The sequence below is a fragment of the Luteibacter sp. KNZ12-1A genome, from assembly GCF_056755675.1.
This window is the reverse complement of record NZ_JBPGXU010000030.1, coordinates 13124-38547: the sequence shown is the minus strand read 5'-3', so window position 1 is coordinate 38547 and position 25424 is coordinate 13124. Positions and strand designations below refer to the sequence as shown.

At 65.1% G+C, this 25424-nt stretch carries 8 protein-coding genes; 3 read left to right on the top strand and 5 right to left on the bottom strand.

The window, feature by feature from the left end:
* Positions 1-222 precede the first annotated feature (222 nt).
* From ACR9ZJ_RS08705 to ACR9ZJ_RS08685, 5 genes are read right to left on the bottom strand one after another with little or no spacing between them, the layout of a single operon-like run.
* Entirely contained in the window at positions 223-1596 is a 1374-nt protein-coding gene (locus ACR9ZJ_RS08705; protein WP_481287543.1) for an alpha-L-fucosidase, read from the bottom strand.
* Positions 1597-1636: 40 nt separating this feature from the next.
* Positions 1637-3493 carry a glycoside hydrolase family 35 protein gene (locus ACR9ZJ_RS08700; protein WP_481287542.1) on the bottom strand — a complete coding sequence of 619 codons (1857 nt, stop codon included), beginning with the start codon at positions 3491-3493 and terminating at the stop codon, positions 1637-1639.
* Positions 3490-6093, bottom strand: a complete 2604-nt coding sequence (locus ACR9ZJ_RS08695) for a glycoside hydrolase family 3 protein (RefSeq protein ID WP_481287541.1) — start codon at positions 6091-6093, stop codon at positions 3490-3492. Before ACR9ZJ_RS08695 ends, ACR9ZJ_RS08700 begins: the two co-directional genes overlap by 4 nt.
* A complete protein-coding gene (locus ACR9ZJ_RS08690) occupies positions 6090-8432 on the bottom strand; it encodes a beta-N-acetylhexosaminidase (protein ID WP_481287540.1) in 2343 nt (780 codons plus the stop codon). Before ACR9ZJ_RS08690 ends, ACR9ZJ_RS08695 begins: the two co-directional genes overlap by 4 nt.
* Before the next feature lie 50 nt (positions 8433-8482).
* On the bottom strand, positions 8483-9526 hold the full coding sequence (locus ACR9ZJ_RS08685; RefSeq protein ID WP_481279785.1) for a glucokinase: 1044 nt from the start codon (positions 9524-9526) through the stop codon (positions 8483-8485).
* 525 nt (positions 9527-10051) lie between these two features.
* Here ACR9ZJ_RS08685 and ACR9ZJ_RS08680 point away from each other — a divergent pair.
* From ACR9ZJ_RS08680 to ACR9ZJ_RS08670, 3 genes are read left to right on the top strand one after another with little or no spacing between them, the layout of a single operon-like run.
* A complete protein-coding gene (locus ACR9ZJ_RS08680) occupies positions 10052-11743 on the top strand; it encodes a ShlB/FhaC/HecB family hemolysin secretion/activation protein (RefSeq protein ID WP_481287539.1) in 1692 nt (563 codons plus the stop codon).
* A 45-nt stretch (positions 11744-11788) separates the two neighbouring features.
* Complete coding sequence (locus tag ACR9ZJ_RS08675) at positions 11789-24676, top strand: hemagglutinin repeat-containing protein (RefSeq protein ID WP_481287538.1); 12888 nt, start codon at positions 11789-11791, stop codon at positions 24674-24676.
* Positions 24673-25401, top strand: a complete 729-nt coding sequence (locus ACR9ZJ_RS08670; protein WP_481279795.1) for a hypothetical protein — start codon at positions 24673-24675, stop codon at positions 25399-25401. The genes ACR9ZJ_RS08675 and ACR9ZJ_RS08670 overlap by 4 nt, the downstream gene beginning before the upstream one ends.
* Positions 25402-25424 lie beyond the last annotated feature (23 nt).

The following is a 25424-nucleotide window of genomic DNA, read 5'->3' as shown; positions in this document are numbered from 1 at the left end:
AGATGTGTATAAGAGACAGCTCCCACACAAGGCCGCGACAGCGAGATGTCGCAGCCGGCTCCCATACGAAGCCGCGACAGCGAGATGTGGCAGCCGGCTCCCATACGAAGCTGGGACAGCGAAATATGGCAACTGTCTCCCACACATGGCTGGGCTGGTGAAATGTGGGAGCCGCTTCAGCGGCGATAACGGGCCCCCTCGTCATTCGACCAGGGACGCCCCTCAGCGCCCCACCTTGAACAGCTTGAACTCACGGATCCGCGCCGTCCCCACGGCTGACAGGATGTTCAAGCGCACCCGCCGCGCGGTCACCGGTTCGAAGGCATCGATCTTCATGTGGCCAATGGCTTGCGCCTGCGCGACCGTCTTCCATCCCTTGCCGTCCCACACCTGCACGGCATAGCCGTGGACGTTCTGCCCACCGTCCAGCCACTCCATGCTCATGGCGTGGTCGAAAGTCACGTCGCGGCCGAGGTCGACCTCGAGCGTGGCATTCGCCGAGCCGGCCGGGGCCGACCAGAACGTGGCCGGGTCGTTGTCCAGCGCCGCGGCGACGTTGTCGTCGACCGCGCCATGTTTCACCGCCAGGTTGGCCTCGTCGCCATAACGCGCCTTCAGCGCCTTGCCGAACTCCGCCAGTCGCCGCACATCGGCGTCCGGTAGCAGGCCGTGCGTGTCGGGCGCGACGCCCAACATGAACTGGCCACCCTTGCCGACGCTGTTCTCCCAGTTGTCCATGAGTTCGTCGACCGTCTTCAACGACGTGGCGAAATCCGGCTTCGAACTGAAGAACCAATGGTTCTTGTGCAGCGGCGTGTCCACTTCCAGCGGCCGCCAGCGAAGTTGCCCGTGCCGGTCGATGACGTTCCAGTTCTCACCCTGCACCACGCCTTGTTCGTTACCCACCCAGCGGATGTCGCCGTAGTCGAACAAGGCCATGTCCGCAAAGACCATGGTGTTCGGCTGGTAGGTGCGCAGAGTCTCCACGTACTTCGCGAAGTCGTAGACGTGGCCCGCGCTACCGGCACCGTCGAGCCACCATTCGGTCAGCGGGCCGTAATGCTGGACCAGCTCCTCCATCTGCGAGAGGTAGTACTTGTCGTAGGCCGCCGAATCCTTGTAGCGCGGATCGTGCCGGTCCCACGGCGAAAGGTAGACGCCGAAGCCGAGGCCGTTCTTCTTCGCCGCATCCGAGGCCATGCGCACGAGGTCACCCTTGCCACCCTTCCAGGGGCTGGCCTTCACCGAGTAGTCGGTCTGTTCGGTGGGCCACAGCGCGAAGCCGTCATGGTGCTTGGCGACCAGCACCATATAGCGCACCCCCGCGGCTTTCACCGCGCGCGCCCACTGGTCCGGATCGACCTTGTCGGGATGGAACACGGAGGCCGGCGCGGTGCCATCGCCCCATTCGCGATCGAGAAACGTGTTCGTGCCGAAATGGACGATCACGCCGAATTCGAGGTCTTGCCATGCGACCTGCTGGGCCGACGGTTTCACGTCGGTGAACGATTCAGCGCGCGGGGCGCCGGGCAGGGATGCCATCAGGGCGACAGCGAGGCAGGCGGCCAGGCGGCGGAGGGAGGGGGGCTTCGTCATCGAACGGATCTCCTTGATGGCGGCGCGAACGGGGAAGGATTCAGGGCGTCGTTTTTGGCGGGTCGGACCACAGGCGCCGGTCCACGCCACGCATGACGGGCTGGTGGCGGGTATCGAAATCGAACACCACCACCTGGTTCACGCCGTGGCGGAACCATGGCGCGGGAGCGTACAAGTCGTGTTGCGGCCCGATGGACCAGATCCGGCCGAGGTTGACACCGTTGAGCCAGGCGAAGCCCTTGCCGAAGGCGCGAACGTCGAGAAAGGTATCCGCCGGCGTGTCGACCGTGACCGTTCCACGATGGAAGGCGGGGCCCTCGACCCCGCCGGTGGTCCAGCCGCGCAATGTGTCAGGCGAAGACATCGGCAGCGGGAACACCTGCCAGCCATGCAGGATCGTTTCGCCGAGCATCACGGGATCGACGAGCCCGGCGCGGCCGTCTTCCAGGTGGGGTCCGTAGTTCACGCGCCCGGAGTTCTCGACCAGGATGTCGAGCGTGTGCTCGCCCGCCGCCATGTCGATGTCGACAGCCACCTGCTTCAGCCGACGCTCCACCGTGCCGCGCGGCTGGCGGTCGAGATAGACGGCTGCATAGTCGCGGACGTCGCCGAGGTAGAGCGAGCCGTGGAAGGGGCCGTGTACCGTGGTCCGGTAGAGCGTGTAGCCATAGGCCTGACCGTAGGCTTCCATGGGTTTGGGAAGGTCGGAGGCTTGCGGGGCGGGCAGGTTGTCCCACAGCGATGCGGATTCACCCAGGGAGAATGCGGGAAGCGCGCGCACGGGAGGCGACGGGGGCAGGGAAGGCGGTGTCACTCCCGTGGCCTTGGCGATGATGTCGCGGAACCGCGTGAACTTCGGCGTCGGCCGCCCGGCTTCGTCGAGCGCGGCGTCGTAGTCGTAGCTGGTGGTCTGCGGTGCGTAGTGATCCGCGGGGCCACCCTGGAAGTTCGCGCCGTTCATGAAGCCGAAACTGGTGCCGCCGTGCACGAGGTACACGTTCACCGAATAACCCTGTTCGAGCATCCAGGCCAGTTCGTCGCCCTGCTGCTTCGCGTCCGTCGCGGCGTGCTTCCCGCCCCACCGGTCGAACCAGCCGGCCCAGTACTCGCCCGCCATGCGTGGCGATCCGGGACGGAACCGCTCGAGCATTTCGAAACTCTTTTTCGCCTCGCCTGGCGAGAAATCGATCACCGCGGTGACATCGGGCAAGGTGCCGTGGGCGAGCAGGTCCGGACCGTCGTAAGTGAGCAGAAGATCATCGGCGAGCCCCGCGCGCTTGAGCATCGCGCGGATGTCGACGAGATAGACCTTGTCGTCGTCGTACGAGCCGTACTCGTTCTCCAGTTCGGTGGCGATGATGGGTCCACCGTGGCTCGCCATCAGCGGTGCCAGCTCCTTGCCGAGACGTTGCAGGTATCGATCGGAAGCAGCCAGGAAACGCGGATCGCGCGAACGCACGCGCAGGCTGGGATCGGCGAACAACCACGCGGGATAGCCGCCCGCGTCCCACTCGCCGCAGATGTACGGACCGGGTCGCAGGATCACGTTCAAGCCTTCGGCCTGGGCCGCCTTCACGAAGGCGGCGACATCGTTGCCGCCACTGAAATCGAAACGGCCCGGCGAAGGCTCCAGCAGGTTCCAGAACACGTACGTGGTGACCGTGTTGAGGCCCATCGCACGCGCCTTGCGCAGCCGGTCGGCCCAGTACTCGCGCGGTACCCTCTGGAAATGCATGTCGCCCGAGATGATCTGGTACGGCTTGCCCTCGCGCATGAAGTGCGCGCCGGAGACGCTGACCGGCGGATTGGCGGAGGCGGAGGGAACCGTGCCGCCGAACATCGCCAAGGCGATGGCAAGCCGCGCGAGGGTCGGATACTTTATGCGATGCCTTGTCATCGCGGCAGCGCCTGTCGTCCGCGTATCGTGAAACCGGCACGCTCACCGGCGGCGTCGCCCGGCTGGCCTCCGCCGAGAAAGACGCCGTAGTCGCCCGGCAGGACCGCTCGCTGACCGGTAGAGTCCACCGAACTCATGCGGCGCGGATCGAGCTCGAAGGTCACGCGGCGGTTTTCGCCCGGCGCGAGATGCACGCGCTGGAAGCCGACAAGGGACCGTTTCGGCGCGAGCGCATCGTCCGGCGGATAGCTGAGATATGCCTGCACCACTTCGTCGCCCGCGCGCTGCCCGCTATTGCGCACCTCGACGCTCACCGTGACGGATTGTCCCGCGTCGATACCGGCAGTAGACGCGCTGGCCTTGGCGTAGGAGAAACGCGTGTAGCTGAGCCCACGGCCGAAGGGATACAGAGGCGTTCCCTCGAAGTAGCGGTAGGTGCGGCCCTTCATCTGGTAATTGGTGAACGGAGGCAGGTCGCGCACCGACCGGTAGAACGTCACGGGCAAGCGGCCGGCCGGGTTGTAGTCGCCTGCCAGTACCTGTGCGATGGCAGTACCGCCGCTTTCCCCGGGGTACCAGGCGGCGACGATGGCCGACGCATGTTCCTTCGCCCAGTCGAGCGCGACCGCGCTTCCCGACATGAGCACGACGACCAACGGTTTGCCACTCGCGGCCGCGCGCTCCAGCAAGGCCTGCTGGGGAGCGGGAAGACCGATGTCCGTGCGGTCGCCGCCGTCGAAGCCGGGGACATCGACGTGCAACTCCTCGCCTTCCACATCGGGAGACAGTCCGACGAAGGCCAGCGTGACATCGGCCGCTGCGACGGCATGTCCGGCCTCGGCGAGTTGCGCGGCGGCGGGCGCCAGCCATTGCAGGCGCACGCCCTGGTCTTCGCCGCCATGGACAAACTCAAGGCGCACGTCGTGCGGGCGGGTGTCGTCGAAATGCAGGGTCGCCTGCGCGTGCTTGTCGTCGCCCTTATCGTCGATCACCGGCTTGCCGTCGACGAAGAGCCGCACGGCATCGTGACCGGCACAATCGAAGCAACGCTCGACGTGCACGGCCAACGTGTAGTCGCCGGGGCCCGGCGGCACGATCGCACCGGTCCAGCGTACGGCGTAACGGCCCTTGGGGAGGTTCGCGGGGGAGACGTGGTCCCAATCGAAATTGACGCTGCGATCCACGCGGATGGTGCGGGGTGCGCCGTCGAAGGCCACGTTGTCGAAATATTCGCCGGTGAGGCCAACGGCGGCATCGGCGGCGGTGCTCGTCCGCAGCGCCGTCTCCGGCACGGGCACCGGCACCCCGGCCGCGACGGGCGATCCCTGCGCATAGCTCACGCGGTCGGCGCCGAATCGTGCACGGAGGCCTTGCAGGGGCGTGACCGGCGCACGCGGCGTGCCGTGGTAGTTGGCTTCCAGTGTCTCCACCGTATCGGCGTTCGGCCCGATCACGGCGATGCGCGGCGTGCCTCGCAAGGGCAGGGTATCGCCGTCGTTCTTCAGCAGGACCATCGATTCCAGCGCCGCGCGCAGGGCAAGCGCCGCGTTCGCCTTTACGTCGATGGTGGAGGGCTTCGCCGTGGAGGCTCCGAGTTCACCAAGGCGATATCGCGCCGCGAACAACCGGACGAGCGAGGCGTCGAGGACGGACTCGCCGACGTCCCCGCGTTTGACGGCCTCGGCCAGCCCGGCATAGGCATATCCGCAATCGAGGTCGGTGCCCGCACTGATCGCGGCGGCCGACGAAGCGGCATTGTCCGCCTTGTAGTAATGGAACTTCGTCATGTCGTCGACGGCGTCGCAGTCGGACACGACATAGCCCTTGAATCCCCAGCCCTTGCGCAGGATGTCGCCCAGCAGTCCGCTGTCGGCGCACACCGGCGTACCGTGCAGCGCGTTGTACGCGCACATGACCGAGCCCGCCTGGCCTTCGGTCACCGCCGCGCGGAACGCGGGCAGGAAGGTGGCTTCGAGATCGTAGGGGGAAACATCGACATCGAAGCCGTGGCGTCCCGCTTCGGGACCGCTGTGCACGGCGAAGTGCTTGGGCGTGGCGATGGCGCGTGGGTGCGCCGGGTCCGGTCCCTGGATGCCCTGCACGAATGCCACGGCGAGCCTGCCGGTGAGGTAGGGGTCCTCACCGTAGGTCTCCTGGCCACGTCCCCACCGAGGATCACGGAAGATGTTGACGTTCGGCGACCAGATGGTCAGGCCCTCGTAGCGGCCGTGATCGTGTCCCGCGCCGATGGCATCGAACCGTGCGCGGGCTTCGCGCGAGACGACCTCGCCCACCTGCCGCATCAGCTCCGGATGCCAACCCGCCGCGAGACCGATGGCCTGGGGAAACACCGTGGCGTAGCCGGCGCGTGCCGCCCCATGAAGGCCTTCGTTCCACCATTCGTAGGCGGGAATGCCGAGCCGCGGCAATGCAGGCGCAGCGCTCTGCAACTGGGCGACCTTCTCGTCCAGGCTCATGCGGGCGACGAGGCTGCTCGCCTTTTGTTCCGGCGTGGCCGATTCCACCGCGTGCACGGCACCGGCGAGCGTGACGGCGGTGGCACAGGCAAACAGGCGGCGGGCAAGGCGTGCGTACATCATCGTGGATGGCTTCCTGTCAGCTTCACCGAGCCCAGACCATACAGCGGCCCGTCCGTCGGTGCGGTCACGCGCAGGCAGAGGTCGTGTTCCCCGTGCAGCGCAGGCAGCTTGCCGTGTAGCACGATCGGCTCGCCCAAGGCGTTGCCTTCCGGCAGCGGAAAGCTGGCCAACATCGGGCCGGTGCAGCTGTCCTGATGGACCTCCAGCTCGCCATTGGCCGTTTTCGCGGGATAAGACACGACCTTCGACAGCTCGTGCGCGAGTCCATAATTGCGCGCCAGGCGCGCCGCCTCGATGCGGATCCCCGTTATCCCGTCCAGCGGTGCCTTCGGGTAGACCCAGCAGGCATGGAACAGGTCGATGTCGTACACGGGTGTATCCATCGCGGCCAGGTCCGGCAGCAGGGGCATGCGCAAGCCGAGGCTGCCGTCGGGACACTTCATGAGCTCGCCATTGCGCCGCGTCAGCAAATCGTCGCGATCGACCGTTCGCATGCGTACGCCGGCGATGGCCGTTCCATCGGGCGCGAAGGTGACGGCACGCACCGTCGTGGGAAGGTTCACCGTGAACGGCGCGGTATAGGTGCTGGCGTCCTTCCCCGGCGCGCTTCCGTCCGTCGTATAGCGCAGCGTGCCGAAGGCGGCCTGGTTATCGATGCGCACGGTCGCCTTCCCATCGTGGAGGATCTGGGCGACGTCGCCGTCCACATGGATGGCCGGCGCGAACGCGGTGTCGGACGCGGCGATGTCGAGCGCCGCGTAACGCCGCATCTGCGCGGGCAGGCGTTGCAGGAAGCCTTGCCAATGGCGCGTTTCGCGCGGCGACCAGGCGATCTCGGCCATCGCATCCATGCGCGGGAAGAGGGCATGCTGTATGTGCCGCGCCGACGGAATGAATTCGCTCCACAGCGTGGCCTCGGCACCCAGCACATGACGTGCCTGCTCCGGCGTGAGCGAGGCGTCCACCGGTTCGAAGCCATAGACGCGCTCCAGCGCCAGTACCGAGAGGCGGCCATTGGGTTCGTCCGCACGATCGCTTTGCAGGTTGTCGAAGTACATCCAGCCCGCCGGTGCGAGCACCACGTCGTGGTCCTTCCTGGCCGCGTCGATGGCGCCCTGCACGCCACGCCATGACATGACGGAGGCCGTGCGCGGGAGCCCGCCTTCGAGGATCTCGTCCCAGCCGATCAGGCGGCGCCCATGTTTCGCCAGGTAGTCGCCCAGGCGGTCGGTGAACCAGCTCTGCAAGGCGTTTTCGTCGGTGATGCCCAGCGACTTCATCCTGGCCTGGACGGTCGGTGAGTTCTTCCACTGGTCCTTCACGGCCTCGTCGCCGCCAAGGTGGATGTAGGTGGACGGGAACAGCGCCATCACCTCGTCGAGCACGTTCTCGATGAAGGTGAAGCTCTTCTCATCGACGTTGTAGAGATAGGGATTCACTCCCCAGTCCACGGACACGGCGGGATGGTCGCCGTTGACGCCGACGATGTCCGGATACGAGGCCACGGCCGCCTGCGCATGGCCGGGCATGTCCAGTTCGGGTACGACGGTGATGTGGCGGGCGGCGGCGTAGGCCACCACGTCGCGGATCTGTTCCTGCGTATAGAAGCCGCCGTAACGCATCGGCTCGCCATGGGTTCCCGCGCCCGGGGGAGTCCGCCATCCACCCACGCTCGTCAGCAGGGGATAACGCTTGATCTCGATGCGCCAGCCCTGGTCGTCGCTGAGGTGCCAGTGGAAGACGTTGAGCTTGTGTTCCGCCATCGCGTCGAGCACCTGCTTCACCGTCGCGACGTCGTGGAAGTGGCGGGCGACGTCGAGCATGAGGCCACGCCATTCGAAGCGCGGCCAGTCGCGGATCGATACGCCAGGAACGTGGGTCGATCCGTGCTTGCCATCGGCGGTCGCAAGCTGCCAGAACGTCACCGCTCCGTAGAACAGGCCTGCCGCGTCGCGCGAGACGATGCGGGCACCGTCGCCGTCGACATCCAGCGAGTATCCCTCGCGTTGCTCCACGGATGCCTTGGGATCGCTGCGCAACACGATGGCGTGGGCGGCGGGATGTGCCGTGGCCGTCACCGCCAGGGTGAGGCCACGGCTGCGGCGCAGTTCCTCCGCGAGATAGCGGGCCGCCGCCTCGGCCTTCGTGTCGCCCGGCGCGAAGGCGATGGCCGTCTGCGCGTCGATATCGAATGCCCCGCTGGCCGTGCGCACTTCCGCCGGTATCGGGATCAAGGGCGGAGCGGTGGCGTGGGCGGCGCCGCCACCGAGGCATGCCAGCCCGATGGCGAAGAGGCAGCTCCAATGGCGCACGGTGCGGATCGTCGTAGCCTGGATCATCGGATCGCATCCTTACTGGAACGGGTAGCGCGGCACCGGTCGGCGCTTGTTCAGTGACTGGAGCCCACGCGGGCCGCGGCGTGCAGCGTGGCGGCGCCCACGACGCCCAGTTGCCCATGCTCGACGAGGCGTATCGGAACCCGTTCGAGGAAGGGACGCATCACGCCCTTGTTGAAGTAGCGTTCGCGGAAACGGCTGGCCAGGAGGAAATCGCGCATCTGCGGGAGGAATCCGCCGGCGAGGAAAGCGCCGCCGCGTGCGCCGTACAGCATCACCAGGTCGCCGACGAATCCGCCGAGCACGCCGCAGAACACATCCAGCGCGGCGTGCGCGGTCGGATCGGCGTGGGCAATGCCTGCCGCACTCACCGCATCGGGCGTGGCGAGCGTGGCTTCCCGTCCCGACAGTTCCGCGATGGCGCGATAGGTGTCGAGCAGGCCGGGGCCGGACAGGATCGATTCGTAGGAGACGTACGGGCGCGTGCGCGCGAGGATCCGCAGGATCTCGATTTCCCGGTCGTTACCCGGGGCGAGCGCGATCTGGCCCGCTTCGGTCGGCAGGACCTGCGCGTAGGGCACGCCGGGCAGGAGCACGGCGGAGCCGAGTCCGGTACCGGGGCCCATGACGAGTACCGGGCCGCCAGCGCCGTCCGCGAGGCCAGGAAGGATCGTGGTGGTGTCGGCATGGTCGATGAACTGGCTGGCGTAGGCCACGGCCTCGAAGTCGTTGACCACATCGAGTGCCTCGATGCCCGGTACCGACCGAATTTCCGGAAGCGAAACCTGCCAGGGCAGGTTGCTGTTCGCGACATGGTCGCCCAGCACGTAGCCGGCGATGGCGATGGCGCAGCGCTCGATACCGAGCGGAGCCAAAGCGGCATGGGTGGTCAGGAAGTCATCGAGAATGGCCGCGAGGCTGGGCCATTCGGCGCCGACATAACGATGGTGGCTCAGCACCTGCACGGGCGACCGCGCATCTCCCCGGCCCAGGACCAGCGCGACACGCGCATGGGTCCCCCCGACATCCGCCGCCAGCACCGGCCGCCGCGACACCGCGGCATGCGCGAACACCGACTGGTTAACCACCTTCCCCATGGACGACTACCCCGTGCGTGAAAGCGATCGCGCAGGGGACGAGAGGCCCCGTCGTAGCGCGAAAAGACCCATGGAGTCTTTCCCGCGCATGACAACGTTGTCAATGAATTTAATGTTTACTGGTGAAAACATGTAAATATCACAATCATAAAAACAGATTTCATAATACGATGATGAGAACCGCCATCCGGTGGGAGCCGACCCTGTCGGCGATCCCGCGTCAGCGGGCCAGGTCACGACCACCCTGGTGGGAGCCGACCTTGTCGGCGATCCCGCGGCAGCGGGCCAAGTCACGACCACCCTGGTGGGAGCCGACCTTGTCGGCGATCCCGCGGCAGCGGGCCAGATTACGGCAAGCACCCATCGCCGACAGGGTCGGCTCCCACCATAGCCTCCCATCACATCCTTACAGGGGCCCTAAAGTTCCCCCGCTTCCTGCCGATCACCTGTTCCCGAAGAGCCGGGGCACGGCCACTCGAGAGAGTTCCCGTGTCCCTCATACCAGGACGGTAGGAGCAGTAGGTCATGAGGTTGAAAGGGGAAGGTCGCCGGCGCACGGCGACATACGGGCTGATTTCCCTGCTTGCGATCGGTGCCAGCGGTACGGTGCCGGCGCAGCAGTCCACGCTGGACAAGCAAGAGCAGCTGCGTCGCGCACAGCAACTCGAACAGAAGGAGGCGGAGCGTAAGGACGCGCCGTTCCAGGCAGGCCCGCCGACGAATGTCGAGCGGCTCGATGCGCCCTTGCCGAAGGAAACGCCATGCTTTCCCCTGCAGAGCCTGCGCCTGGAAGGCGAGCGCGTGGCGGATTTCGCCTGGGCGCAACGTTACCTCGATCGCTTCGTGGGCCAATGCGTGGGGCGCGACGGGCTGGAAGCGCTGCAACGCCGGCTCTCCAATCTGATGATCGCGCGTGGCTTCGTGACCACCCGCGTCGGCGTGCCCGCCCAGGACATCTCGCAGGGCCACCTGCGCATGTTGCTCGTGCCCGGCACCTTGCGGCACATCCGTTTCGCGCCCGGCTCACCGGAACTCGACTGGCACACCGCGTTCCCGATCCGCGAAGGCGACCTGCTCAACCTGCATGCGATCGAGCAAGGCCTCGAACAACTCAAGCGGGTTCCTTCGCAGGACGTGACCATGGATATCGCGCCGGCCGAGAAGGTGGGCGAGTCCGACGTGGTGCTCACGGTGCACACCACGCGCCGCTGGCACGTCGTGGTCGATGCGGGCGATTCGGGGCTCAAGGGCACGGGCAAGAACCAGGGCAACCTCAATGTGTCCCTCGACAATCCGCTGGGCCTGAACGACCTTTTCTCGATAGGCGCAGGCCATGCGTTGTTCACCCATGCGGACGGCGGCAGCACCTTCAGCGAGAACGCGACGTACAGCGTTCCCTGGGGGTGGTGGACCTTCAGCGGTTCGATCTCCACCTATCGCTACAGGCAATGGATCGAAGGGTTCAATAGCCGCTTTCGTTCCACCGGCACGTCGACGTCGAGCGACATCACGGTGCAGCGGTTGCTCACCCGTGGCACGTCGAGCAAGACCTCGCTGGAGATGCGGCTGGCCGCGCGCAACGCGCACAGCTACATCCAGGGTGTCGAAGTGGGCATCCAGCGCCAGCGGGTCGCCAGCACCGAACTCGCCCTCGTGCATCGTCATTACATCGGACAGGCACAGCTGGACGCGCGCCTCGGTTACCAGCGTGGCACGCCATGGTTCGGCAGCCAGTGGATCGGCTACGACCCGCAGGTGGGTTTTCCCACCAACCGCTACGGCCTGACCACGCTCGACCTTTCGTTGAGCCAACCGCTGAACCTCGCCGGACGGCAGGCCATCTGGGATAGCAGCCTGCGATTGCAGCGTTCCACCGACCATCTACCCGCCGCCGAACTGATCACCATCGGCGGCCGCTATTCGGTGCGGGGCTTCGATGGCGAACAGACGCTGGCCGGTGAGCGCGGCGCGTACCTGCGCAACACCTTCACGCTGCCGCTCGGGGCGCTCGCACCGTACCTCGGGATGGACATCGGCCGTGTCGCGGGACCGTCCACGCAAGAGGGGCATCGCCAGCTGACGGGCGCGGTTCTCGGTTTGCGCGGCAGCTATCGCGGTTTGAGCTGGGATCTTTTCGTCGGGCGGCGCATCCACGCGCCGCGTGGGTTCGACACGGAACAGCCGGCGACGGGCTTCCAGCTGATCTACCAGTACTGAATTCGGGCAGGGTGCCGGAGCCGGCACCGACAAGGGGCATGGGTCATGAAGACGATCAAGGAAACGATGATGCGCCAGCAGGGCGAAGTGGCAATCTCCGTGGTGCGCGCGCTCGCGCTAGCGATCGCCCTGGCGACATTGGGCATACCCGTCGTGTCGTGGGCGCAGCAGGTGCCGGACGCAGCGGCGGGCGCACACCGGCCGACGATGGATTCGGCGGCGAACGGCGTGCCCGTGGTGAACATCGTCGCCCCGAATGCGAAGGGTGTATCGCACAACAAATACCAGCGCTTCGACGTCGACCAGCGTGGCGTGATCCTCAATAACAGCGCGGGCATCGTGCGGACCCAGCTTGGTGGCTACGTCGCTGGCAACGACAACCTCAAGGGCGGCGAAGCATCGCTGATCCTCAACGAGGTGACCTCGACGCTGCCGAGCAGCCTGCGCGGCTATATAGAAGTAGGCGGCAAGGCGGCTCCGGTGGTGATCGCCAATCCTTACGGCATCACCTGCGACGGCTGCGGCGTGATCAACAGCCAACGCTTCACGCTCACCACGGGCACCCCCGTGTTCGGCGGCAGCGGCAGCCTCGATGCCTTCCACGTCACCGGCGGCAGCATCGCCATCGGCAGTGGCGGACTGGACGGTTCGGTGGTGGATCGCACCGACCTCATCGCCCGCGCGGTGCAGGTGAACGGCAACCTCTGGGCGAGGGAGCTCAACGTCGTCAGCGGTAGCAACGACGTGAACTACGCCGACGCAGGCGTGCGCGCCAATGCGGCCGACGCGGCTCGTCCGGCCGTCGCCATCGACGTGGCCGCGCTTGGCGGCATGTATGCGGAAAAGATCCGCCTCGTCGGTACCGAGGCGGGCGTCGGCGTGGTCAGCAGTGGCGCCATCGCGGCCCAGGCGGGTGATCTCACCCTGAGCAGCGCGGGCGAAGTGCGAATCGGCGGCACGACGGTGGCACTGGGCAACGCGTCCCTCGACGCCGCGGGTCCGGTGACCGTGGAAGGCACGTTCGGTACGCAGAATGGCAATGTCTCGCTGACCGCTCGCGGCCCCCTTGCCGTGCCGGGCCGTGTCATCTCGGGCGGCGGGCTGGGCGTGAACGTCGCTGGCGATACCGACGTGTCGGGTCGGCTGAGCGCGGGCGGTGACCTGGCGGTGTATGCGGCGCAGGAACTGCGCAATACCGGATTGATCTACAGCGACGGGTCGTTCGACATTCGCGCGGGCAACCTGCGCAACACCGGCACGCTCTATGGCCTGGGCGGCGGTAACGTCACGGTGGCTGGCCTCCTTGAGACCACGTCGGCGAGTACGCTTCATGCAGGGAATGGGCTTGTCCTCGATACGGGCGCGGTGAACAGCAGCGGTATCGTCGATGCCGGTGGCGCGTTGACCCTGTCGACTCGTGGCGACGCCAGTCTGCAAGGTGCCGTGCAAGGCGGCGGCGACGTAGCCGTGCATGCGGCTGGCCAGTTGAACAACAGCGCGGTCATCGTCTCGGGCGGCCGGCTCGACCTGCTGGCGGCGAATCTCACCAACCGGTCCGCGGCGATCGTTTCCTCGGGCGCCGACCTGGCGGTGAATACGGCGGGCACGCTGTTCAACCAGGGCACGCTGTACGCGGCCGGCGGCGTGGTCGTGAATGCGGCATCGCTGGCACAGGGCGTGACGGGCCAGCTTTATGGCGTGCACGGCGCACGGATCGCGGTGGCCGGCGACGTGGACAACGATGGCAGCCTTGTCGGTGGCGACGGTTTGTCCTTGGCCGCACATGCGATTACCAGCCACGGGGAACTCGGCACGCGGCAAGGCGATGCATCGCTGGCCAGTGCCACGGATGTCACCCTGGCGGGTAACACGGTCGTGGGGGGCACACTGAGCCTGCGGACGCCGGGTGCGGTTCGCCAACAGGGGCAGCTCACGACGGGCAATCTCGAAGCCGACATCGGTTCATTCGATAACAGCGGCGAAACCTATGCGCGCGGCGATGCACAGGTGCATACGGTGCGCGATCTTGCCAATGCGGGTTCGCTTTACGCCGATGGCCGGCTCACGCTCAATGCGGATGGTGCCGTGGGCAACACCGGTACGTTGCACGCAGGCACCGACTTCCGTTTGCACGCCGCTTCGCTGGAAAGTTCTAAGCAGATCGATGCGGGTGGCGATGTCGCCATCGACGCGCAGTCGCTCCGTCTTGCGGGGAGCCTGCAGGCGGGCAGGGACGTTTCGCTGTCCACGCCGGGCACGCTGGTCAATGCCGCCACGGTGGTCGCGGGTCGCGATGCCATGGTCCGCGGTGGTGCTTTGGCGAACACCGGCGAGTTGTCCGCTATCCGCAATCTGAACCTATCCGTGGACGGGAACGTCGACAACACGGGAAAGCTGTATGCAGGCGGCACGCTCGACCTGACGGCCAACGCCGTGTCCGTCGGCGCGGAGGGTTCCGCCAGTGCCGCCGGTGCCGCGGCGCTGCATCTGCGCGATGCCCTCGACAACGCGGGAAGCGTCGTCGGTGGTCAGGCTCTGACCGTCGATGCCGCGCGCATCGACTCCCGAGGCTCGCTCGGGAGCACGGCGGGTTCGGCAACGCTGACCACGGCCGGTGACCTGCATCTTGGCGGCGTGGCATCGGCGGCATCCGTCTTCCATGTGCGCTCGGCTGGCGATTTACTGGTCGATGGCGCCTTCGCCGCTGCCGCTATCGACGTGGCGTCCGCGCAATCCATGACGCTCGCCGGTTCGATCCATGCCTCGGGCAATGCGGCGTTCGACGCCGCGCAGACGATGGTGCTCCGTGGCGATGTCTACGCGGATGGTGGGCTTAGCCTGCTTGCATCGAGCATCGATCAGGCCGGTACGACGCACGCCGGTAGCGACCTCTCGCTCGACGCGGCGAACGTCACGACGGTGGGTACGCTGGATGCCGGTAACGACCTGATTCTCCAGGCCGGTACGGCTTCGCTTGCAGGCCGCTTGCAGGCAGCCCATGACGTGCGCGCGGACATCGCCGGCACGTTGTCGCAGGCCGCGACGGTCGTCGCCGCCCGCGACGGCGTCGTTCGTGCCGCGCGTTTCGACAGTGCGAAGGGCTCGGCGATCAGTGCGGGACACGATCTCGCGTTGACCGCGTCGCAGGACATCGCCAGCGCTGGGCTGCTCTATGCGGGCAACGTGTTGACCCTGGACGCCGCACGTTTCAGCCAGACTGGCGACGGCCAGGTCAATGCCGATGGTGCCTTGACGCTGGCTGTCGCCGGTGCGCTCGACAGCGCCGGTGCCATCGTCGGCGGTCATGGCCTGGATATCCATGCGGGTAGCCTGAACAGCACGGGGCAGCTTGGCAGCACCGCCGGCGATGTCTCGCTCGTCACCACCCAGGGTGATCTCTCGCTGGCCGGCAAGACCGTCTCGGCAGGCCGGCTGGACGCGGTGTCGGCAGGCGGCCTCGTTCAGTCCGGTTCGATGAACGCCGGTGCCACGAAGCTCGTGTCGGCCGGCGACATGGCCCTCGGCGGCGATACCTCCCTGACGGGTGCGCTGGCCGTCGATGCAGGCGGCGACCTGCACAATACGGGCAGTGTCTACACGACGAGCGCGCTCGATGTGCGCACGGCCGGGAACCTGGACAACCGCGGCAGCCTCGCATCCGAACAAGACCTCACGGTCCAGGGCGGCGGCGCGTTGACGCAGGATGCCAACGGGAAGCTGCAGACCAACGGCGACCTGTCGGTCACGGCGAAGGCTATCGACAGCAAGGGCACGTTGGCGAGCGCCCGGAACCTGACGTTGGCGACGCAAGGTGACATCGACCTGTCAGGCACGACCCAGGCAGGCGGCGTGCTCGGGATCGGCACGGCGGGTGCCGTGAACAACGCGGGCCAATGGCTGGCATCGAACGCTTTGTCGGTCACGGCGGGCAGCATCGGCAATACCGGGGCCATCTCGACCGATGGCAACCTCGACCTGCACGCCGCGAACGCGCTGAGCAACGGCGGCACCGCTTACGCGGGTGGGAAGGTGACGCTCGGCGCCGCCAGCTTCACGCAGGGCGCTTCCGCGGAGTTCACGGGTGCCGCCGACGTGGCGATCGACGTGACGGGTGCGGTCGCGAACGCCGGCAAGATCGTCGCGACGACGTCGCTCGATGTGAAAGGCGGCAGCATCGCCAACACCGGCACCCTGGGCACGCAGCAGGACAAGATGACCTTGCAGGCCCGGCAGGGCGATCTCGTCCTGGGTGGCACCGTGGCGTCGGCCGCGAGCCTCGAAGGGACCGCCACGGGCGCTATCCGGCAAAGCGGTCAGCTGGCCGCCACCGACCTCACTTTGCATGCGGACGGCGACCTTGAAACCAGGGGCGACATTTCGGCACAGACCGCATCGCTGACCAGCGGTGCCACGCTGAGCCAGGCGGGTACGCTCTCCGCCGGCACCATCGCGCTCGACGGTTCCACCGTGAAGAACGATGGCCGTACGCTGTCGTCCGGCGACTTGGTCGTGCATGGCGGCAGCGTCGATGCCTCCGGCGTGCTGGCGGCTGGCGTGAAGGACGACGGTACGCTGGCCACCGTGGGCGACCTGCATGTGTCGGCGGACTCGGCGCTGACCGCGCATGGCAGCCTGCTCGCAGGTCACGCGCTGGATGCGGCGGCGAACTCGATCGACGTGTCCTACGGCACGCAGCGTGCCGGCGGCGACGCGACGCTGGTCGCCCGCGCGGGGAATATCGATCACACGGCTGGCGATCTCGCCGTGGGTGGTCTGCTTACGGCACAGGCCAGTGGCGCCCTGTTGAATCGCGGCGTGTACGGCCGCGATGCACGCATGCAGGCGAACGCGCTGCTGCTCACCGCCGCTTCGATCGACAATGGTCGCGGCCGGCTGTTGCAGACCGGGACGTCGGCCTGGACGCTAGGCACCCAAGGCACGCTCGACAACAGTGGCGGCACCATCGCCACCAACGGCAGTGACCTGACGGTACACGGCGCACGGGTGGTCAACGACGGCGGCAGCATCCAGTTGGCAGGCAATGGCCTGCTCGACGTGAAAGCCGACCAGGACATCGACAACCGCCAAGGCACTCTTGCGGGCAACGGCGCCACGCGCGTCACGGCGGGGACGGGTATCGCCAACGATGGTGGCTTGATCAACGCGCATGGCAATACGACCGTTGGCGCCGCTTCGCTGAGCAATACCGCGAACGGCGCGATCTCGGGCAATACGCTCGGCGTGACGGTCGCCAACGGCGTGAACAACGCGGGCGGGCTGCTTCAGGCGACGGCGGGCGATCTTTCCCTCACCGCGGCGAGCCTCGCCAATGCGGGTGGCACCATCCAGTCCGCACCCGGCGCCGTCACGCTCGGCGTCGGTGGCACCCTCGACAACGGCAGCGGCACGATCGCGGCAGGAACGCTGGCCAAGCTCAATGCGACGCGTGTGAACAACGCTGGTGTCATCTCCGGCGGCCAGCTCAACGTACAGGCCACGGATACGCTGACCAACACCGGCGGCCACCTGCAGAGCCGTGGCGCCATCGACTTGCGCGCCACCAACGGCCTCAATAACAACGCGGGCAGCATCGAGGCCAACGGCGCCACGACGCTGAACTCGGCGTCGATCTCCAATATCAGTGGTCGCGTCGCCAATGCCAGCACAGCACTCACCCAGGTCACATCGGGCGGTGGTATCGACAACCGCGGCGGCACGCTGGGCGGGCAGGGTGATGTGAACCTCTCTGGTACGTCGATCTCGAATGCCCAGGGTGGCACGCTGGTCGCCGCGGGCAACATGACCCTCGGTACCGGCCAACTGGATAACAGCAACGGCACGGTCTATGCCGGTAACACGTTCAACTTCGTCAATGCCGGCGCGTCGGCGATCAATGCCGGCGGCAAGATCACGGCGGGGCGGCAGCTCAACCTCACCCTAGCCAGCCTGAACAACAGCGCCGGCACCGTGCAGGCGGGCATCGACGGCGTGGCCGGTGTCGGCAACGTCGTGCTCGACATCCGCAACCTCGTCGGCCAGGGCTCCATCGTCGCCAACAACACGCTGGGCATGCACCTCGTGGGCGATTACGTCCAGGCGGCGGGTTCCAGTATCAAGGCCAATGGCGGCTTCAGCCTCGCCGTGGATGGGCAGTTCGTCAATAACGGCAGCATCCAGGCGGTGAACGGCCTGACCATCAGCGCGGCCAATATCACCAACAACGCGGGCGCGTTGCTCAACTCGGCCAACACCCAGCTCAACACGGGTGGGACGATCACCAACGCGGGCAGTATCCAGGGCAATACGGTCGGTTTGCATGCCGGTACGGTGAACAACACCGGCAGCATCATGGGCACCAACGTGACCATCCAGGCCGGAACCGTGATCAACGGCGCCGACTTCGGCCAGGCCACCGGTAACGCGGCCTACCAGAGCGGCACGATCGCCGCGACGAACAACGTCGATATCTACACCAATTACCTGCTCAACCGTGACGCGCAGATCTTCAGCCTCGGCAACATCAACGTGGCTGGCGCGGCGCGCAATGGACAAGGGCTGTTCGACACGCGCGCGGGGCAGATCGACAACCTCTCCGGGTCGATCCAGGCGCAGGGAAGCATCTTGCTGGCGGCGAACCAGATCAACAACGTGCGCCGCGTACTGAACACGACCAGCCATGTGTTGACCGCCGAGGAATCGGCTGCGTCGCAGCCGTTGCCGCGCTCGGATTACAAGTACGCGATCAACAAGGTGCAGGAGTACGAAACCTGGACCGAATATCACACCATCGACGAGACGGTGGTGAATGCGGCCAGTGCGCAATCGCAGATCGTCGCGGGCGGCAATATCTCGCTGTATGGTTCGGTGACCAACAGCACCTCGACCATCGCCGCGAATGGCTTCCTCGCCGTGAACCAGCAGGGAGCGGGTGGCGGTACGGGCATGGTGTTCGGCAACGAGAACGTCGCCAACCAGTCGCTGGCCGCGGGCCGTACCATTCAGACGGTCGCCGTCACCCATCATATCGGCTGCGGTACGGACCAGAGCCTGTGCGACAACGCGGGCGGCGACACGGAATCGTATACGCGGCGCCCGAACACCGATCCCTCGACTTATATCCACGACAACTACACCGCGCTGGGCGCGGTGATGTCGGGTGCCGCGGGTGTCGCCATCGGCGGGCTGAATGTATCCAACGGCGGCGTCACGCCGGACGGGCGTCCGGTCGGCAACACGCGCCTCGATTCGAACGCACAGGCCATCGGCCTGGCGTCCGTGAACAAGGGCAATGCACAAGGCGCGGCGGGCCTGCCTGTCGGTGCGCAGGTCGACCCGGCCACCGGGCATGCCCCGCAGGTGCTGGGCGGCGCGGGCCAGCCCCTGGCTGGCGTGACCTTGTCGACAGGAGGCATCTATAGCGTCCGCGGAGGCGGCGCGGGTGGAAGCGTCGCGGTGGATGGACCTTCCACGGGCGGCCAGATCACCGCGGCCTCGGCAGGCGAGCGTAGCGCGGTGGACGGTGTGGCCGCGGATTCGCTCTCGGCATTGGCCAACGGCGCGTCCGCGCGCAACGTCGGCTTGCTCGGCAATGCGTATCTCACGGCGTTGCTCGGCCATCCGCCGAGCGGCAACTACCTGATCGAGACCAATTCCCGCTTCATCGACTACAGCCAGTTCATCAGCAGCGATTACCTGCTGGACAAGCTGGGCGTCGATCCGGCGCGCACGATGATGCGCCTCGGCGATGGCTTCTACGAGCAGCAGCTCGTCACCCAGCAGGTGACCCAGCTGACCGGTCGCACCTACCTGGCCGATTACTCCAGTGGCCTGGAGGAATACCAGTCGCTGATGAACAACGCCACGCACGCCGCCCAGGCCATGAACCTGAGCGTGGGCGTGGCCCTTACCGCCGACCAGGTCAGCGCGCTCACCCAGGACATCGTCTGGATGGTGCAGCAGAACGTGGACGGCCACGAAGTGCTGGTGCCGGTGGTGTACCTGGCGAGCGGAAGCCTTGGGCTGACGGCGCAGGGCGCGGTGATCGCCGGCAAGGACGTGAGCATCGAGGCGTCGGGCAAGCTGTCGAACGACGGCCTGATCAAGGGCCAGAACAGCACGCTGCTCACCGCGCAGGATCTGCTCAATACGGGCCGCATCTCCAGCGACGGCCTTACGGCGATCAACACCACCGGAAACGTCACGAACATCAACGGGCGCATCGACGGCGCGGGTGTCAGCCTGATCGCCGGCGGCGATATTCGTTCGGAGAACGTGGGTGGGCTGGTCGGTCGTGGCATGGATGGGGCGAGCATCACCGCCACGCAAGGCCTGCAGATCAGCGCGGGCAACAATCTGTCGCTCGACCATACGAAGGTCACGGCGGGGGGTGACGCGTTGCTTACGGCGGGGCATGACCTGACGTTGAGCGGGCAGGGGGTATCGGCGGGTGGCAGCCTCGCGCTGGCGGCAGGTAACAACCTGTCACTGGAATCAACCGTCACCACGACGCATCCGTACGCCTGGAGCAGCACGCTCACGGGTACCCAGGCAGAAGGCATCACGCTAAGCGCCGGCAGGGATATGTCGCTGGTGGCTGGGAACGACCTGAGCCTATCCGCCACCGCGCTCAAGGCTGGCGGTAATGCAGCCCTTCAGGCGGGCAACGACCTGACCCTGGGTGCGGTGCAGAGCGGGACGCGCTGGACGACGCAGACGCAGGAGAGCTCGGTCGAGGCGGGTGGTTCTCTCGTCCTGCAAGCCGGCCACGACCTTGGGGTGCAGGCCAGTGCGCTGAGTGCCGGGGGAGACATGGCGCTGTTGGCGGGCAACGATCTCTCGCTGTCCGCGACAACCAACGGCAGTTCATCGAAGCTTACTCATGACGTCTCGGTCCTCGGCGCTGGCGGCGATCTCTCGGTGGCCGCCGGGCACGACGCTACGCTCGAAGGTACGCAGCTCAAGGCGGGTGGCGCGGCAGTAATCCAAGCCGGCAATGACCTGACATTCACCGCCGTCACCGACAGCCAAACGACCAGCCAAAGCTGGAAGGAAGGCAAGACGCACATCACCCAAACGACGACGGACGAAACAGTGCGTGGGGTGACGGTGGACGCTGGAACCGGCGTGCAACTCGTGGCTGGCCACGACGCAACGCTGCAGGCCGCCACGATAGGTACAAAGGCCGGCGATCTCACCGTGGCCGCGGGACACGACCTGACGCTCACCGCGGGGGAAGAGACGCACACGGTCGTTACCGATACCAAGAAAAAGAAGAGTGGCCTGCTTAGCAGCAAGACCACGACTACTCATGACGAGGTGTCAGAGACCTATGCCGTAGGCACCCGCTTGAGTGGCGAAAACGTCCAGTTGGTTGCAGGCAATGACCTCACGGCGACGGCAGCGCAAGTCAAGGCCGCTGATGCAATCGCGCTGTCCGCGGGACACGACGTGAATCTTCTGGCCGGCGAGGATGTCTACGACGAGAGCCACAGCAAGAACACCAAGCGATCCGGCATGACCCGTGGCCTGCTGCCTGCCGACTGGAACTACCAGACGCAGAGCCGCGCGAATGCGGATACGAGCCAAGACCGCATCGCAGTCGGTACGACGATCAGTGGTGACTCGGTCTCAATTAGTGCGAAGCACGACGTTACAACGCAGGGTGCACAGGTTGCCGGCACCAACGATGTGATGCTGGCCGCGGGTAACAACCTCAGTATCGGAACGGCGGTCAGCACGCACGCCGAAGAGCACGAACAGAGAGTATCGACCTCGGGCTTCATCCAGAACGGTTTGCAGGTCACCATCGGAAATCAGAAGCAGAAGAACACGCTCGACGTCACCCAGATCGATTCGACCGGAAGCCTCATAGGTAGCATCGATGGGCGTGTCACGCTGGCAGCGGGCCAGGATGTCCATATCACCGGTTCCGATGTTCTCAGCCACGCGGGTACGACGATCATCGGCCAGAACGTCACGATCGATGCTGGGCTTGGGATAGTCGACACTCGTCAGACGCAGTCGGTCCACAGTGGCGGAATCAATGTTGGTTTGACCGGCGGCATGGTTACCACCGCCCAAAGTGCGTACGCATCGGCACATCGCGCTGGACAGGTGGATGACGATCGCCTGAAGGCTCTCTATGTGGCGCAGGCGGCGATGGGGGCCTATGACACCGTACAGACGGGGATGGGAGCCGCCAACGCGGATGACGCCAAGGGTTCCGCCGCGGCCAGCGGCGTCAGCATCCGTGTCGGTCTGGGTGCGAGCACAGCGAACAGTCACTCGACCACGCACGATGACACCACGGCCGGAAGCACGATCCGTAGCGATGGTGACGTCACTATCGCCGCCACGAACGGTGACCTCAACATTATCGGAAGCAAGATCGACGGAAAGAACATTGCCCTAGCTGCCACCGGCGACCTGAATCTGCTGAGCCAGCTCGAGTCGCATACCCAAAAGAGCAGCAGTGCAAATGCCAGCGGCGAGATCGGCTTCAGCATCGGCAGCCAGACCGGTATCTACGTCACGGCCAATGTCGGCAAGGGCATTGCTCACGGCAACGGAACCACGAATGCGAATACTTCGGTCAATGCATCGGACACGCTAAGCATCGTCTCTGGTAACGACGTCAATATTCGCGGCGCCCAGGCGAAGGGCGAAACGGTGGTCGCGGCGATTGGCGGTGACCTCAACGTCGCCAGTCAGCAAGCGACGAACGATTACGCGAGTCAGTACTGGCAGGTGGGTGGGACCTATGTGTATGGCTACGGCAGCCAGGTCAATATCGCCGTCGGCAAGACTACCAGTAACTACAAAAGCGTTGACGAAGTCAGCGGCATCGGCGCCGGCGCTGGCGGCTACAACATTTACGTTGGAGGCAATACCGACCTGAAGGGCGGCGTAATCGCCAGCTCAGCCGACGCGGCCAAGAATTCGCTGAGTACGGGTTCGCTGACCTACAGCGACGTCGAGAACAAGGCTGACTACCACTCCTTCAGCGCAGGCATTTCGGTCGGCAGTGGGAGTGGTTTCTCGGGAAGCATGAGCCTTCCGCAGTCGAAGAACTCGAGCAGTACTACGCAGGCGGGTATCGCCGAAGGATTCATCGACGTTCGGAACCAGCCGGGCGTGGACCTGAGCGGGCTTGATCGCCATCCCGATATCGATGCGGGAGGCCTGAAACAGTTCGACGAGAAGAAGCTCGCGGAACAGCAGGAGCTCTTCCAGGTAGCGACCCAGGTCGGTTACTCCGTAACCAAGAGCGTCGTCACGGAACAGCGCGATAAGGCTAACGAGCGGTTGAACCAGGCGTCTGCCGCGTACCAGTCTGCCTCCACGGACGAGGAGCGGGCGGCGGCCTTGGCGATGCGGGATGCCGCCATGTCGGACATGAGTCACTGGAGTGATGGCGGTTCCTACAAGATTGCGACTGACGTCCTGGTCGGGACCGTGTCGGCTTACATGGGAGGTGGCAGCGTCGCCGGGGGAGCCGCAGGAGCGTTGTCCGACGACAAATTCCTGTCAGCGATAAGCGCCGGACTCCATCGTAACGGTATTGATGCTGATGTGGCCGAAAAGAGCGGCCTGATGAATCTTGCGGCCATCGGTCTCGGATATGGAGTCGGTTCGCTTGTCGGTGGTGGCTCGACCGCAGCCGCAACCGCTGGGAATGCGCAGGCCTATGGCTACTATGACTATCGTGACGGTCGCGTCCAGCTCATTCAGTGGGACCACGACAGGTTGGCATCCACTACGGGCGGCGACGAGGCAGTCAAGGCGGCGCGCGAACGCATCCTCAACGATGCCATCAAGAACGGGGCTGATCCGATGGCCTTGGCCGCCGCTTTGTCCACGCCAGGAGTGGATGAGAATCTGAATGGTTTGGCGGTGGTGGAGGCGGCCTCCTACCGCATGTTCGACGGTGCATCGTTCAACGACCTGTCTGACGCGCAGAAAGCCCAGGTCATGGAGAAGGTGGCCGGTTCCGTGACCGTCGGGCCCATCACGACCACGGCTACGGGTGCGATCGCGGATTCTGGCTCCGCGCCTCCGCCGAACACGGCTTCGAATGCAATCCAGGGAAGCATCCGGCAATCCGCTGGCGTGGCATTGACTGGGCTCGTTTCAAACGGAGAAATGGGCGTCGAGAAGGTGGTCAATTGGATTGGTCCAGAGAATGCGGAAGCCCTGGGGTATGCGGTAGCCGTTGCCACGGCGGGTCCTGCGAAGTTTGGTATCGGGCTTGCTTTGGACAAGTCAGGTATCACCGGTCAGATTCAAGCCGTAAAACAGGAGTACCTGATCGATCCGACCGCTCAATGGATCGGCACGTATGGCTTCGATGCGCAAACTCCCGAGCAGCTGGGCCTTGTGCATCCTGCTTCGAACACCATCGCGTCTGTTGCTGTAGACGCGGGTCTTGCGATTGTTGGCGGCGCGATTCGTGACACGGCGAAATCGATCGTCGAGCAGTCGAACGGATTCTCAGATAAAATACAATCTGCCGACCATGCAATCGATTCGGAGTCCGTCGCGAGCGCGGTTGCGTCGAATACCAGTGTCTGGAATCTCTCACCAATTGCCCGTGGCAACAAGATTGAGGCCGAGCTTGCAAAGACGGAATACAGTGCTTCAAACGGGTGGTATCAAGTTGGCGCTGAGAAGAATGGCTACTTTCCATTAGTAGACTTCCAGCAAGGGAATACTCTCGTTAGCTTGAAGACAATTGATACAGCTGGCGCCGGATGGAAAGGAAGGATGGAGAGTACGATAGATGATTTGAGCCATAGCGGTGCGACTGTTTCGGGTCAGCCCGCCAAGATGGTGCTCGACATCAGGGTTCCTTCTGGGAGCGCGCAGTCTGCCGAGTCGCTAATCCAATACGGTAAGTCACTTGGGGTGACTGTTCTAGTGCGGGAGTACCCGTGATGGCGGTAAGGTCTGAAAGACTCGACATTATTTTTGAGCTTGATTCCTTGGCCGGAGGCGAGGCGGCTCGGCTATGTTTTGATGTACTTAACCTTTGTTCGCTGCAAGTGAAGCTTTACGATGAGCTAATGAGTGCAGACGCTGCGCTAGATTCGCTCGTTAAGAGCAGGAGAGCGTCTTTCTCCATCGAGACGGACTTCATCTCTATTCGTTTCGCAACTGTCACAGCGTATCGGCATCAGTTGCTCTCGATACGGAAGCAGTCGGCAGTTACATTATCGGACTGGGAGAATGTGCTGCAGCCATTTCTTCAGCACGAGGGCTTTACGCAGGCATGCATTCTCGATCAAGAGTACACGTTCTGGCAGAATGCGGCCGATCCGCTTGAGTACCAGGCGGCGGGCAGAAGTTATAGCGGCCTTCCCATGATTTCGAATGGGTTGCCCTATCCGTTGGAGCAGTCGGTCATCGATACGTCTCGTAATCCCGGACGTCGCGAAATCAAGATCGGGTATGTCGAAGTGGTGGGTTACGCAATGTGGTTCGGTTCCGTCTTCTGGGATCGCGTAGGTCACCATCGCCTGGAAAGATTGCTTGATTCCGGTCGATACAGGTTGGAGGAGCTGTCCCGCGGTATCGTCCGCGTTGTGGTTTCCCAGAAGCCATTCGTCGATGAATCGAATAGAGATGTGCAAGATGATGTTCGAAGCATCTTGTTCGGCTGAGCCGAAAGTCCATGTCGCGTTGA